The 14,246-nt window shown below is 45.8% G+C and carries 12 protein-coding genes; 5 read left to right on the forward strand and 7 right to left on the reverse strand.

All coding sequences use genetic code 11. The features are described 5' to 3' along the window. Positions 1-19: 19 nt before the first annotated feature. The 7 genes from R7F07_RS10195 to R7F07_RS10225 all read right to left on the reverse strand — a co-directional run bounded on the left by R7F07_RS10195 (position 20) and on the right by R7F07_RS10225 (position 8,801). The gene (locus R7F07_RS10195; RefSeq protein WP_151514720.1) at positions 20-1,816 is read right to left on the reverse strand and encodes an aminopeptidase P family protein; all 1,797 of its coding nucleotides are present in this window, start codon (positions 1,814-1,816) and stop codon (positions 20-22) included. Then, a complete protein-coding gene (locus R7F07_RS10200) occupies positions 1,816-2,808 on the reverse strand; it encodes an ABC transporter ATP-binding protein (protein WP_171342697.1) in 993 nt (330 codons plus the stop codon). Before R7F07_RS10200 ends, R7F07_RS10195 begins: the two co-directional genes overlap by 1 nt. Before the next feature lie 9 nt (positions 2,809-2,817). After that, a complete protein-coding gene (locus R7F07_RS10205) occupies positions 2,818-3,801 on the reverse strand; it encodes an ABC transporter ATP-binding protein (RefSeq protein ID WP_171342696.1) in 984 nt (327 codons plus the stop codon). 10 nt (positions 3,802-3,811) lie between these two features. Beyond that, positions 3,812-4,744 (reverse strand): ABC transporter permease subunit, encoded by a 933-nt coding sequence (locus R7F07_RS10210; RefSeq protein WP_005377839.1) that lies wholly within the window; start codon positions 4,742-4,744, stop codon positions 3,812-3,814. Positions 4,745-4,753: 9 nt separating this feature from the next. Then, positions 4,754-5,674 carry an oligopeptide ABC transporter permease OppB gene (gene oppB, locus R7F07_RS10215; RefSeq protein ID WP_005377838.1) on the reverse strand — a complete coding sequence of 307 codons (921 nt, stop codon included), beginning with the start codon at positions 5,672-5,674 and terminating at the stop codon, positions 4,754-4,756. Between the two features lie 144 nt (positions 5,675-5,818). Further along, positions 5,819-7,429, reverse strand: coding sequence for a peptide ABC transporter substrate-binding protein (locus R7F07_RS10220; protein WP_171342695.1), 1,611 nt, complete (start codon positions 7,427-7,429; stop codon positions 5,819-5,821). A gap of 265 nt (positions 7,430-7,694) precedes the next feature. Continuing rightward, the gene (locus R7F07_RS10225; RefSeq protein WP_136976262.1) at positions 7,695-8,801 is read right to left on the reverse strand and encodes a M20/M25/M40 family metallo-hydrolase; all 1,107 of its coding nucleotides are present in this window, start codon (positions 8,799-8,801) and stop codon (positions 7,695-7,697) included. A gap of 538 nt (positions 8,802-9,339) precedes the next feature. On the opposite strand from R7F07_RS10225, the gene hppD reads away from it, so the two are divergent. The 5 genes from hppD to R7F07_RS10250 all read left to right on the forward strand — a co-directional run bounded on the left by hppD (position 9,340) and on the right by R7F07_RS10250 (position 14,128). Further along, complete coding sequence (gene hppD, locus R7F07_RS10230; RefSeq protein WP_005388950.1) at positions 9,340-10,413, forward strand: 4-hydroxyphenylpyruvate dioxygenase; 1,074 nt, start codon at positions 9,340-9,342, stop codon at positions 10,411-10,413. Continuing rightward, positions 10,406-11,536 carry a homogentisate 1,2-dioxygenase gene (locus tag R7F07_RS10235; protein ID WP_042521907.1) on the forward strand — a complete coding sequence of 377 codons (1,131 nt, stop codon included), beginning with the start codon at positions 10,406-10,408 and terminating at the stop codon, positions 11,534-11,536. Before hppD ends, R7F07_RS10235 begins: the two co-directional genes overlap by 8 nt. Positions 11,537-11,545: 9 nt before the next feature. Beyond that, complete coding sequence (locus R7F07_RS10240; protein WP_025766743.1) at positions 11,546-12,583, forward strand: fumarylacetoacetate hydrolase family protein; 1,038 nt, start codon at positions 11,546-11,548, stop codon at positions 12,581-12,583. Positions 12,584-12,604: 21 nt separating this feature from the next. Next, entirely contained in the window at positions 12,605-13,273 is a 669-nt protein-coding gene (gene maiA / locus R7F07_RS10245; protein WP_005377832.1) for a maleylacetoacetate isomerase, read from the forward strand. A gap of 195 nt (positions 13,274-13,468) precedes the next feature. Continuing rightward, on the forward strand, positions 13,469-14,128 hold the full coding sequence (locus tag R7F07_RS10250; RefSeq protein WP_005377831.1) for a DUF2726 domain-containing protein: 660 nt from the start codon (positions 13,469-13,471) through the stop codon (positions 14,126-14,128). The last annotated feature ends 118 nt before the right edge of the window (positions 14,129-14,246 follow it).

Below are 14,246 nucleotides of genomic sequence, written 5' to 3' on the forward strand. Positions count from 1 at the left end.
TATAAAGCTTGCTGATATCCTATTTCTCAATAAGTTGGGTTGTGCGTTGAAGCCAGTTTTTATCTTGCGTATCAAGAAAAGGGCTAAGTGCTTGATAGACTCGTGAATGGTAATGATTGAGCCAGTCTAGCTCTGCTTGATCTAGCATTGATAAATCAAGGGCGTTGGTCGCAATTGGAGCAAGAGTGATGGTCTCAAAACCGTAGAACGTGCCGAACTCATTTTGTTCTACTTCTACAACTTTAAGAATGTTCTCTATTCTTACCCCGTACTCACCTTCGCGATAAACGCCTGGTTCATTAGTAATGACCATACCCGGTTTTAGCTCAACCTCATGGTGGCTTTGCGAGAAATTTTGTGGGCCTTCGTGAACATTCAAGCAAATGCCCACGCCGTGTCCAGTGCCGCACTTGTAATCAATACCATGTTGCCATAAGACGCCACGCGCCATTATATCAAGATTGGCACCCGTAGAGCCTTTCATGAATCGAGTCTGAGTCAGTCGGATGACCGCTTTGAGCACCAAGGTATAATCTTTGCGCTGCTTAATGGTCGGTGACCCGAAGTGGAAAGTACGGGTGATGTCTGTTGTCCCGCCAAGGTATTGGCCACCAGAATCGACGAGAAAGAAGTTGCTTTCATTGACTGCCGCATTGCTTTCTTCATCGGCGGCATAATGCATTTTTGCACCGTGAGCTGCGAAGCCTGCGATAGTGCGGAAACTGTCACTCACATAATGTCGGGTTTGACGGCGATAGTGATTCAGTTGTGCCTCAGCAGACAATTCTGTAACGAGTCCGCTTGGAACTTGCTCTTCGAGCCAGTTCATAAACCTTACGATTGCCACACCATCATCTGTTAATACCTGTTCTAGGCTAGTTAGCTCGGTCGCATTTTTTATGGCCTTCATTGCCGTTACAGGGCAAGCCATTGGCTTTAGATTCACATTCTGTTCAATCGAACTCACCAATAAGCTGTCTGTGTGGGTCGGGTTAAAAGCGAGCGATAATCCCTCACATTGCTGATTCAAATACTGACTTACGTAGTTGTAATGGCGAATGTGTACACTCTGCTCGGTCAGCGCTCTTTCAACGTCTTGAGGCAGTTTGGCTTTATCAATAAACAGTGTCGCAAGTGATTGCTCTACGACTAGATAGGCTTCAGAAACTGGGCAGTAATTCGTATCACCACCTCGAATATTCATTGTCCACATGACATCATCTAGCGTTGACACTAATAAGCTATCTACTTGGTTCTCGGTTAACCAAGAACGGATTCTCGCTAACTTATTTTCAGTGTCAACGCCAGCAAAAGCGGTGGGGTGCTCGAATACGGGTGCACTTGGGCGAGGTGGTCTTTCAAGCCAAATCGGTGTGAGTAAATCCAGGTCGACAATGATCTTAATGTTTTTCGTTTCAAAGGCTTGTTTGAGGCCTTGATAAAAAGCGTAACTGATGGCGCGCCCGTCAACCGCGACAATACTGTTTTCTGGGAGCGTGGTAGCCAGCCATTTGGCAATTGTCGGTGTTTCTGGTTGTTTGGCTTTAAACAGTTCAAGTCCTGTGCCGTGTAACTGTTCTTCAGCTTGAATATAGTAACGACCATCAGTCCACAGGCCACCACCTTGTTGGGTAATGACGACATCGCCTGCTGAGCCGGTAAAACCTGAAATCCAGCTTCGCGCTAACCAATGATCCGCTGAGTATTCACTGTTATGTGGGTCATTGTTGGTCACGATATATGCAGACACGTTGTGAAAGGACATTGCCTCACGCAATAACGTAAGGCGTTGGTTTACTGAGTTAGTATTGTTCATTAAATGGTTCCTAAAGTCATATTTGAGCAATAGATATGATGCTGCTCCGAGCCTGTTTTTATTGGGTTCTGTTGCCCGCATACTTCGGTGGCTTCTGGGCATCGAGTACGAAAAACGCAACCGCTCGGTGGGTTAAGTGGAGAAGGAAGATCGCCGGGCAATAGTTGTATTTCACGGTCACGTGCTAATTGCGGATTAGCTATCGGGACAGCAGATAACAGTGCTTTGGTGTAGGGGTGTTGTGCATCATCAAATACTTTATCGTAACGTCCTACTTCCATAGGTTTACCAAGATACATCACCATAACGCGGTCGCTGATATGGCGCACCACGCTTAAGTCGTGCGCAATCATCACCAGTGTTAACCCCATTTCTTGTTTAAGATCGTCTAGAAGATTGATGACCTGAGCTTGTATGGAGACATCTAGCGCACTAACAGGCTCATCACACACGACCATATCTGGATTGAGAATTAACGCTCTAGCAATGCCCACACGCTGGCATTGACCTCCGGAAAATTCATGTGGATAGCGGTTTCGCTGGCTCGCCAAGAGACCCACTTTATCCATCATAGCGATGACACGCTTTTCTACCTCTGCCCGTTTAAGTTGCGGCTCGTGGGTGAGCAGTGGTTCGGCGATGCATTCTGAGATGGTTAATCTCGGATTCAAACAAGCGGATGGGTCTTGAAACACCATCTGAAATTCTCTGCGTCGAGAGGAAAGCTCTTTTTTACTAAACCCGAGTATGTCTTGACCTTTCCAAGTCAACTCGCCATGTGTAGGTTCAATTAAGCGAAGTAAGGCGCGTGCAAGCGTTGATTTTCCGCAGCCTGATTCCCCCACAATGCCAAGTGTTTCGCCTCGGTAAACATCTAAGTCGATACCATTGACCGCTTTCACGATTTTACGTCGACTTGGAATAAGATGACGTGAAACAGGAAAGTGGACGTTTAAATCACGAGCAGACATGAGGACTTCTTTTTTATTCATAACGCCTCCTTAAGCTTTTATTTGAATGGGAGTGATAACACTGGGTGCTTTAACGTGACAGGCAATGGACTGGCTCATGTTTAATGGAGAAAACCGTGGGGTTTCGTATTGGCAACGCGTCTCTCGATGCTCGCACCGCTCTCTAAACGGACACCCTTGATGGTTAATCAACGCACTTGGTGGGTTACCTGGGATGGTTGGTAAACGCGGCATATCTTCAGTGATGGAAGGAATCGCCTTTAGCAGGCCTTGAGTGTAGGGGTGCGCAGGTTGGGCGAACAATGTCTCGGTATCTGATTGCTCCATTTTTTGACCACCATACATGACCAATACGCGATCACACATCTCGGCGACGACGCCCATATCGTGAGTGATCAGTAAAATAGCCGTATTGAACTCTTGTTGTAAGTCTCGTAATAGCGTCAAAATTTGAGCTTGAACGGTTACATCTAACGCGGTGGTTGGTTCGTCTGCAATTAACAACTCGGGCTTACACAACAAGGCCATCGCTATCATGATTCGCTGACGCATTCCGCCAGATAATTCGTGAGGGTATTGATTCATCCTAGTTTCGGGAGAGGGAATACGCACCGCATCCAACATGTGAATCGATTCAATTTTTGCTTGTTTTCGGGTCATTCCTTTATGAATCATGAGAACTTCACAAAGCTGTTTGCCAATTTTCATAAATGGGTTGAGTGACGTCATCGGATCTTGAAAGATCATTCCGATTTTCTCTGCACGGATGCGGTTGAGCTGCTTTTTAGACATCGCGAGTAAATCATCACCGTGGAACATTGCGCTTCCAGACACGGCGCCGTTATCCGCGGTTAACCCCATTAATGCGAAAACAGACTGGCTTTTTCCCGAACCTGATTCCCCAACAATCCCAAGAGTTTCGCCCGCTTTAATCGAGTAGGAGAGATTACTGACCGCTTGCACTTGCCCATCTGGCGTATCGAAGCGCACGTTCATGTTTTCAATAGATAGCATGGGTTTGTCCTTATCGGTCTTTCGGGTCAAGAGCATCACGCAAGCCATCGCCGATGAAGTTAAAACAAAAGAGGGTGGCAACTAAAAACAGAGAGGGAAAAAGCAGCATCCACAATGCAACGTCAATCGTTTTTGCGCCTTCGGAAATTAGGATTCCCCAGCTCGTGTCTGGTGGTTGAACACCAAGCCCTAAGAAGCTCAAAAACGATTCGAACATAATGAATCCTGGTACCATTAAGGAGGAATAAACCATCACGATCCCAAGAACATTAGGCAGAACATGGCGTCGGACAATTGTCAATTTAGAAACCCCAATAGAGTGTGCGGCTTCGATGAACTCTCTCTTTTTTAGACCGAAGGTGACACCACGTACAACACGGGCAATGCCCAGCCAAGATACCATTCCGATCACGATAAAAATCAGGTAGATGTTGTTGCCAAAAAGGGTAACAAACAGGATAACCATAAACATAAATGGCACCGAATCGAGCACCTCAATAATGCGCATCATTACGCTATCGACAACGCCGCCAAGATAGCCGGAAATACTTCCCCAAATCGTACCAATAACAACGGCGACTAAGGCGCCAACAAAACCTACCAAAATAGAGAGCCTGCCACCTTGCATCGTGCGAGCGAAAACATCTTGCCCGAGATCATCGGTACCAAAGTAATGGCCACTGCTCAGTGAAGGTTTCCCTAGCTCGTATGGATCGATGAGCACTTCCCAGTCAATTTCATCATGGCCAAAAGCGGCAAGAGAGGGGCCGAAAGTGATGCATAAGGTAATGAACGCCAAAACATACACTGATGTCATCGCGGCTCTGTTTTTACGAAATCGAGTCCATGCATCCTGCCAAAGACTGCGACCTTCGACGGCTTCAATATTGTCGACGACTTGATCTTGAAGAGCTTGTGTATCCAGTTTTTTGATCGTTAACATGCCGGACTCCTAAACGCGTATACGAGGGTCGATAATCGTATATAGCAAGTCGACCACAAGGTTAAAGAAGATAGTGAGTGAAGCGACAATCAGAGTAATGCCCATTACTAGGCCGTAGTCGCGGTTGAGAGCCCCAGACACAAAGTGTTGTCCCATGCCACCTGTACCAAAGAAAATGTCGATAATTACCGAGCCTGTCACGACAGACACAAACGCAGGGCCGAGCATCGCAACGACGGGAATCAGGGATGGTCGCAAAGCGTGATGGAATAAAATGTAGGTTGTGGACAAACCTTTGGCTTTTGCCGTTCGAATGTATGGTTGGTTGAGCGTTTCAATCATTGCGCCACGCATGACGCGTGCAATACTCGCAATGGAGCCAATCGCCAGGCTGAGCACGGGAAGAACAAGAAAAGCCAGCTTTCCTCCTTCCCAACCACCAGCAGGGAACCAGCCGAGCTGAATAGCGAAGATCATGACTAAAACTGGAGCAAGCACGAAAGCCGGAACCACAACTCCAGTCATCGAAAGTGTCATCAGGCCGTAATCTAGGCGGCTATTTCGGTTCAATGCCGCAATGGTGCCAAGTAGCATGCCAAGTGGAACGGAGATACAAAAAGAGAGTACGCCTAATACTGCTGAAACTGGCCATGATTGTGCGACGAGCTGTGTAACACTGAAGTCTTGATAAACGAAGCTCGGACCGAGATCTCCTTGTATGAAATTACCAATGTAAATCCAAAACTGAGTAAGGAAGGGCTGGTCCAAATGGAATTTTGCTTCGATATTCGCACGTACCACCTCTGGCATAGGCCGTTCCATATCAAATGGCCCCCCTGGTGCAATGTGCATCAGCCAAAATGATACGAGTGCGATGAATAGAAGCGTGGGGATAGCGATAGCTAATCGCTTAACAATGTACCAAATCATGATCCATCATCCTTTGGTCATCCGAAATCACTTCGAACGGTTATGAATAAAAAATGGTCTGAGCTCTGATTGCCTTCTCCACCGAGAGATATGAGGAACGGCAAGTAAACATTGAACTTGCCGACTCAGACCGAAAACATGCTTTTAGTGGGCTTTCACATAGACATTCTTGCGGTAGTACGACGACTCAGGGTTTGTCAGTTCGTAGCCGCCCACGTAAGGCTTGATGAGGTATTGATCGTTACCCGGACGATAAATAGGAATAATGGCCATGTCTTCAATCAGCATGCTTTCTGCTTGTAGATACAGTTCTGATGGGTTGCTCATGGTCTTTGAGCGAGCCATTAACTCGTCGTATTGCGGGTTGTTATAACGAGAATCGTTGTACTCGCCACTAGAAACGAAGATATCCAACCATGTAGAGGCTTCATTGTAGTCGGCCGTCCAGCCGCCGCGAGTAATGTCGGTCGGCTCTTTAAGTGCGTAGAACACTTTCGGTTCTAGCTGTTTTATTGTGATTTGCGCACCCAAACGGCTTTTCCACATACCTGCCATGGTCGTTGCCATTTTTACGTCCATCGAGAAAGTTGGTACGGTAAACGTCAACTTAAGCGGATTGCTTTTATCGTATCCAGCTTCTGACAGTAATTGCTGCGCTTTTTCGATACGTTTATGACGGTTCCAAGTTGCGAACTCAGGAGTGTGAGATTTAAAACCATCTGTTTGAGGTGGCACAAGGGTATACATTGGAACCCCACCGTTTCTCAAGATAGCACTCGTTAACAGTTGACGGTCAATGGCATATGAGAGGGCTTTACGGACCCGCACGTCTTTTGTTGGTCCTTGTTGAGTGTTGAGGTAATAGAATGTGGAGCCAAGAGACGCACTGGTGCTTGCCACTTCTTGTGGGCGTTGTTGAATTAACTTTTTCTTCTGAGCGGCAGGAATGGAAACCGCTTGGTCTATCTCACCGGCTAGGTAGCGGTTTAGCACTACGTTTGCATCACCAATTGGTAGCCAGGTGACTTTTTCCAGCACTACATTGCTTGCGTCCCAGTAATGTGGGTTTTTAACCATCACCAGTTTTTCGTTAACTTTCCATTCAGAGACAGTAAACGCACCATTTGTAACGATATGCTCAGGCTGGGTCCAACGGTTGCCATGTTTTTCAACGGTCGCTTTGTGAACGGGGGCAAGCACTGGATGACTTAATAGTTTCGTAAAGAAGGGAATAGGCTCTTCGAGTGTTACCTGGAACGTTTTTTCATCCAGCGCCTTCACGCCCAAGGACTCGGGTGCGGCGTCGCCTTTCATAATGGCTTGCGAGTTTTCGATATTTGGAATGGCCGCAAACCAAGCGTAGGGTGAAGCAGTGCTTGGATTCAGTAAGCGTTGCCAGCTGTAGACAAAATCTTGTGCAGTGACCGTTTCGCCATTTGACCATTTTGCATCACGTAAGTGGAAGGTATAAACCGTATTGTTGTCATTGACTGACCAAGACTCAGCAACACCAGGAATGGTTTTACCTTGCTTATCTTGAATGACCAGACCTTCAAACAGGTCTCGACCGAGATTAAAAGCGGGCTCTGCGGCTTGCTTGGCTGGGTCAATAGAAGTAACTTCAGCTCCATTGTTTAGCGTAATTTCTTGTATCTCAGCGAGGGTCACACCTGCGGGATACGGTGCGGCATAGCTTGATGTTGCCAGTATTGGGCTCATCATCGACGCTAATAAAAGCAACTTAGGTAATTTCATCCTTGTCTCACTCTTTTTCATCCTGAAAGATGCCAAAAATGTATATTGTATAAATTGTCTACACAATCGAGTTTTAACATTACTGTAACATGGTGTCAGGTGTTGAGCTGTCTGGTCTCAAAAAGTGAGCTAGGGGAATTTCTTTGAAGATCTGATATCAAGTTGGCATGACGGGAAGTAATTTTGCTTCGATACAAATTAAAATCCCCTTCAAGCACAGGCTAGAAGGGGAAGATAGTCAGTCTGCTCTTCAAAAGGCACGACGTTAACTGACTAGGAAATGTTTCACGAACTCAGTGATTTTGACCATATCACTTACCGCGATAAACTCTTCTGTCGTGTGTACTTTTGCCATGCCAGTTGAAAGGTTGACCGTTGTGAGACCTTTCTTGTTAAAGTTATTGGCATCGCTACCGCCGCCAGTGCCTTTTGTGAAGGCGTCAATTCCCAACTCTGAAAACGCTGTTTTTATAGCGTTTACGTGTGGGTGGTTTTCTTCAATAACAAAAGCGTCGTAGGCTCGGCTAGATTCAATTTCGACTTCTGCACCGTGTTTTTTACAGACAGACTCTAATGTTGAGATCATATGATTGACCTGAGCATCTAGTTTATCGCCATTCAGGGAGCGTGCTTCTGCCACGATTTTTAATTCAGGCATAACAATGTTTGTGGCCTGACCGCCGTTAACCATACCGATGTTGGCTGTCGTTTCTTCGTCGATGCGAAGTAGCTTCATTTGGTTGATAGCATCAGCCGCCACCATGATCGCACTGATGCCTTCTTCTGGCGCAAGCCCTGCGTGTGCTGGTCGACCTTTGATTTTTGCCATGATCTTTTGCTGGCCTGGGGCTGCGGTCACAATGGTGCCAATAGGGCCACCCGTATCTAACACGATTGCTTCCGTTGAAGTGACGTGTGACATATCGAAGTATTGTGAACCGAATAAACCGCCTTCTTCATACACGGTGAAAGCAAGTTCTAACGTTTTGTGCTCACGGTTTTCCGCTTGAATACAACGAACGGCTTCCATGATGGCAGCAATACCAGATTTATCATCGCCACCAAGAATCGTATTGCCTTTTGAACGGATAACGCCGTCTTCGATGATTGGCTCAATGCCAATACCTGGAGTGACCGTATCCATATGACAGCTCATTAGAATAGAGCCGTCTTTTTTGCCGTCTAAACGGGCGTACACGTTAAAACCGTTAGAAATGTGCTCAGGTACTGGAAGTTTGCGTACGGTAAAGCCTAGCTCGCCTAGCTGTTCTGCCAGTGTTTCTGCAATTTGTTTTTCGTTTTTTGATTCGCTGTCGATACGTACTAGTTGGCAAAAGTGTTCAACTAAGCGTTCTTGATTAATGTGCGTCATTAGATGTCTCTTTTTCTGATCGAGCGTGAAGCCTTGTGGCTCGGCTCGATAGGGAACAGAGCACCACTTATGGCACAGTTACTTTTGAATAAAACTGAGGTGAATCAATAAAGGGGTATCCATGACACGATTCTGACCAATGAGCCTTTCGAACTGTATGAAGCGTCACGAAACATTACTTTTGATGTTTTGCAGGATCAAATGAATAAATCGGATAGAGATAGGGTGCAATAGACTTTCCATCCCCTTTTGCTTTTTGAGCTACGTTGCCAAGATAAAATGCCAAAGTAACAACTTGTTTACATTTTGTGTGGTGGCGTAAAGCCGAAAATATCAATCTAATATATTGAAAATAAGCAGTTTGTTTGATGTTTACGAAAGTGGGTTCGATGCGTTCTCTGTGTGTAATATATATTTTACAATTATGCGTAAAAATCGCCAAGATAAAGATTTCTCCCCACGTATTCCAATTTCTCAAGACCTGCGCCAAGTTAGAAAAATAAGTCCAAACAAAAGCTACTGAGACAAGGAGAAAGTCATGGTTGATGCATATAACCCACTAGGAACAGACGGATTTGAGTTTGTTGAATATACTGCTGCTGACAACAAAGGCATTCAACAGCTTAAAGATCTGTTTATATCGTTAGGTTTTGCGGAGATTGCAAAGCATCGCTCAAAAGAAGCGTGGTTATATCGACAAGGTGACATTAGCTTTATTGTGAATGCGCAGCCGCATAGCCAAGCTGAGGGATTCGCCAAAGTTCACGGTCCGTCGGTTTGTGGCATGGCATTTCGTGTGAAAGACGCCACCGTTGCTCTGGCGCATGCGTTAGAGAAAGGCGGTAAAGAATATAAAACGGAAATTGGGCCGATGGAGCTAAGCATTCCTGCTATTTATGGCATCGGTGAAAGCTTGCTTTATTTTGTCGACCGTTATGGAAAGCAGAGTATTTATGATGTCGATTTTCGTTTTTATGATGATGCTGATGAACGTTTATCAAAAGCGAATGTTGGTCTTTACGAAATCGACCACTTAACGCACAACGTTAAGCAAGGCAACATGGATGTCTGGTCTGGTTTCTATGAGCGCATTGGTAACTTCCGCGAAATTCGTTATTTCGATATCGAAGGTAAGTTGACTGGTCTTGTCAGCCGTGCGATGACCGCACCTTGCGGCAAAATCCGAATTCCTATCAATGAGTCGTCAGATGATAAATCACAGATTGAAGAGTTTATCCGTGAATACAATGGCGAAGGTATTCAACACATCGCATTGACCACTGACGACATCTACGAAACGGTCAAAACCTTGCGTGAGCGAGGCATGGACTTTATGCCAACGCCAGATACTTATTACGAGAAAGTCGATCAGCGTGTTGAAGGCCACGGTGAAGATGTAAGCAAGCTTCGTGATTTGCAGATTCTTATTGATGGTGCACCAACGAAAGATGGCATCTTGCTACAGATCTTTACTCAAACCGTTATCGGCCCTGTGTTCTTCGAAATCATCCAACGTAAAGGCAATGAAGGCTTTGGCGAGGGTAACTTCAAAGCGTTGTTTGAATCGATAGAAGAAGACCAAATTCGCCGAGGAGTATTGAGCGATGCATAAATGGATCACATTCCCTCACCGGGAGGGAGTGTGCTCTAAACAAGCACATGCTGACTTCCCGGAAGAGGCAATTTATGAACGTGAGGCAGGTCGAAGTGGCTTCTTCGGCCCCGCAACACATTTTCATCATCAACATGCCCCAACGGGGTGGTCTGAGTGGGAGGGCGAGCTACGTCCACGAGCGTTTGATTTTAATCTAGTCGAAAAAGCCAGCCATATTACCCCTTGGGCAGTCCCGCATCTATTACACAACGCGAATTGTAAAGTTCGTGTTTGGCGTATGGATGAAAAAATGGACTTCTTGGTGAGAAATGCAGATGGCGACGAACTGCTATTCATCCACCAAGGTACGGCAGATCTCTACTGTGATTATGGTCATTTGAAAGTGAGCGAAGGGGATTATGTCATGATCCCGCGCTCAACGAGCTGGCGTTTAGAACCAAGCGAGCCGATGTTCATTCTGATGATTGAAAACACCGATGCGGCTTATACATTGCCCGAAAAAGGCATGGTTGGAAACCACGCGGTGTTTGATCCGGCGGTTTTAGAAACGCCGTCGATCAACGATCAGTTCCGTGCTCAATATTCTGAGAATCAAACACAGGTTCAGGTGAAACGCCACGATAAAGTCAGTGTTATCACTTACCCATTCAACCCGCTGGATGCGATTGGGTGGCATGGTGATTTGGCGGTAGTAAAAGTGAACTGGCGTGATATTCGTCCACTTATGTCACATCGTTACCATTTACCGCCTTCTGCACATACTACATTTGTAGGAGCAGGATTTGTGGTGTGCACCTTCGTTCCTCGTCCAATTGAAAGTGATCCTGGAGCGCTCAAAGTACCGTTCTACCACAACAATGACGATTATGACGAAGTCTTGTTCTACCATGCAGGTGACTTCTTTAGTCGTGACAACATTGAAGCGGGTATGGTGACATTCCATCCAGCAGGTTTTACACATGGCCCTCACCCGAAAGCTTTCAAGGCAGGGCGAGAGCATAAGAAGACTTTTGCCGACGAAGTCGCGGTCATGATTGATACGCGTCACGCACTTCAGTTTTCGGATGAGCTGGAAAAAGTAGAAAACAAAGAATACGTCTATAGCTGGCAAGAGAAGTAAGAGGCAAGGATGAAATTAGCAACCAAGAAAAATGGCACTCGTGACGGTTTGTTGATGGTCGTGAGCAAAGACTTAACGCGCTGCGTACCAGCGACAGAAATTTTCCACCCCATGAACTTAGCACCGACGATGCAGGTGGCACTTGATAACTGGGATACGCTAGCACCGCAACTGGAAGAGCTATACGTTGCACTGAACAATGGCACGGTTGCAGGGTATGAAGAGTTTGAAGCGCACTACTGCGAGTCGCCGCTTCCTCGCGCTTATCAGTGGGCTGATGGCAGTGCTTACGTAAACCACGTTGAGTTGGTTCGAAAAGCTCGCGGCGCTGAAATGCCAGAGAGTTTTTGGACGGATCCGTTGATGTACCAAGGAGGCTCTGATGCCTTTATTGGTCCTTGTGACAACATCGAGTTTGCGAGTGATGAATGGGGTATTGATTTCGAAGGTGAAGTGGCTGTGGTCACTGGTGACGTACCAATGGGCGCGAGTGTTGCAGAGGCTCAGGAGTCGATTCGTTTGATCATGCTGGTGAATGATGTCTCACTACGTGGGCTAATTCCCGCAGAATTAGCTAAAGGGTTTGGTTTTTTCCAATCTAAACCTTCTTCTGCGTTTTCTCCTGTGGCAGTAACACCAGACGAACTAGGCGATGCGTGGTACGAAAACAAAGTGCATTTACCATTGGTCTCGACCTACAACCACAAGCCGTTTGGTCGCCCGAATGCAGGTATCGATATGACGTTTGATTTCGCAGACTTAATTGTTCACGCGACTAAAACGCGCCCGCTATCTGCTGGGGCGATTATAGGCTCAGGTACGGTATCCAACAAGCAGGGAACGGAACATGGCACTTCTATTGAAGAAGGTGGCGTTGGCTATTCATGTATCGCGGAAGTTCGCATGATTGAAACCATTCGTGATGGTAAGCCGTCGACTAACTTCATGTCGTTTGGAGATTCAATCAGATTGGAAATGTTCGATGCGGATGGCAACAACATATTCGGCTCGATTGACCAACAAGTTAGCCAATATCTCAAGCACTAACAATGCTGGTTGGGAGACGATATGAGCGATAGCATGATTTTATACGGATACTGGCGATCATCGGCGGCGTATCGTGTGCGTATTTGCTTGAATCTTAAAGAGTTATCGTATGATTCAAAATCGGTACACTTGGTGCGCAATGGTGGCGAACAACACAGTGACGAGTACCATGAGTTAAACGCTTCTGAACTGGTTCCTTTGCTGGTGGATGGGGAGGTTCAGTTAACCCAGTCACTGGCGATCATTCAATACTTAGAAGAACACTACCCGGATGTCACTGTGATCCCCGAGCAAACGCCGCTTCGATACCAAGCGCTAGCTTTGGCTCAGGATATTGCAATGGAGATTCATCCCCTGAATAACTTAAGAGTTCTACAGTATTTAGAGGGGGAGCTAGCTTGCGAACCAGAGCGCAAAGTCGCTTGGATTCATCACTGGATCCACAAAGGTTTTACAGCATTAGAAGAGAAACTTCAGAAGCATCGTAAACTAAATGGTGATTGCAAGTTTAGCCTGACAAGCTCGCCATCTATTGTCGATATTTGTCTGGTACCACAATTTTATAACGCACAACGCTTTGGTGTAGATACTTCTCTTTATCCAACCATTAACGCTGTTGTGCAGTCATGCAATCAACTGCCAGCTTTTATTGATGCGATGCCAGAGAATCAGCCAGACGCTAATAGTTGATTCTTAGCATACATAATGTATTAACAAAATTTAAACGAGCCAATCCAAGTGTGTGATTGGCTCGTTTTTATTGGTGAGCAAAATTTTCTGTTTCTTGCTATCGTCGTGGCGCCTCAAAATTGCGAGGTTTTGTTGCTCTGCATAACATTTCCATTTACGCTTTGAGCAACGAGTTGTTTTGGATGCACTTTATTTATGACCAACATTTTTATCATTGTTGTTCTTCTGGTTTTATTCTTCTTTGTTATTCAAAAGTACGTGATTAAGCACGATGACACGCGTGATTATCCTTATCGCTCGAAAGGCCCTCTGCTCAGAGGTCAAGAGGGTGCGTTCTATAATGCGTTAAGAGCGGCGGTAGGGGAGCATGCCGTAGTATTCGCGAAAGTAAACATGTCCAGTTTGGTTACGCCAAAAGAAATCAAAAATAAGAAGCAGTTTTTTGTCGCGAACAATCGTATATCTCGAAGCTATTTTGATTACGTTATTTGTGACCCAAGGACACTAGAGCCGCGCGTTATCGTTGAATTGGATAATGGGCAGGAGCTAAACAAGGGTAAGATAGAAAGACAAAAGTTATTGATTCATGTTTGTAAGACGGCCAACCTGCCTTTAATTGGCGCCTCGATAAAGCACAGTTATCAAGTTGGGCGATTACGTCGTTTGCTTGCGGCACACATTGATTTGATTGAGCCCGATAAAGAAGTGCGTTTTTGTAAAAAATGCGGCAGTCCGATGATCATTAAAACCGCAAGCCAAGGTGAGTTCAAAGGGAGACGTTTCTTTACTTGTAGCCGTCAGCCGAATTGTACATACACCGAAAATTATAACGTTGTGTTTGAGGCGGACGACTAAACACGACAATTAACCAGCAGAAACAAGGGGCTTTGATTAGAGATGATCAAAGCCTTTTTTGTATCAGTCATCAAGGCAGGGCCTATACTTTGAAAAAGAGGGCAGAATAGGGCAGCCA

The organism is Vibrio sp. YT-16 (assembly GCF_033337405.1).
Taxonomy (GTDB): Bacteria; Pseudomonadota; Gammaproteobacteria; order Enterobacterales; family Vibrionaceae; genus Vibrio; species Vibrio alginolyticus.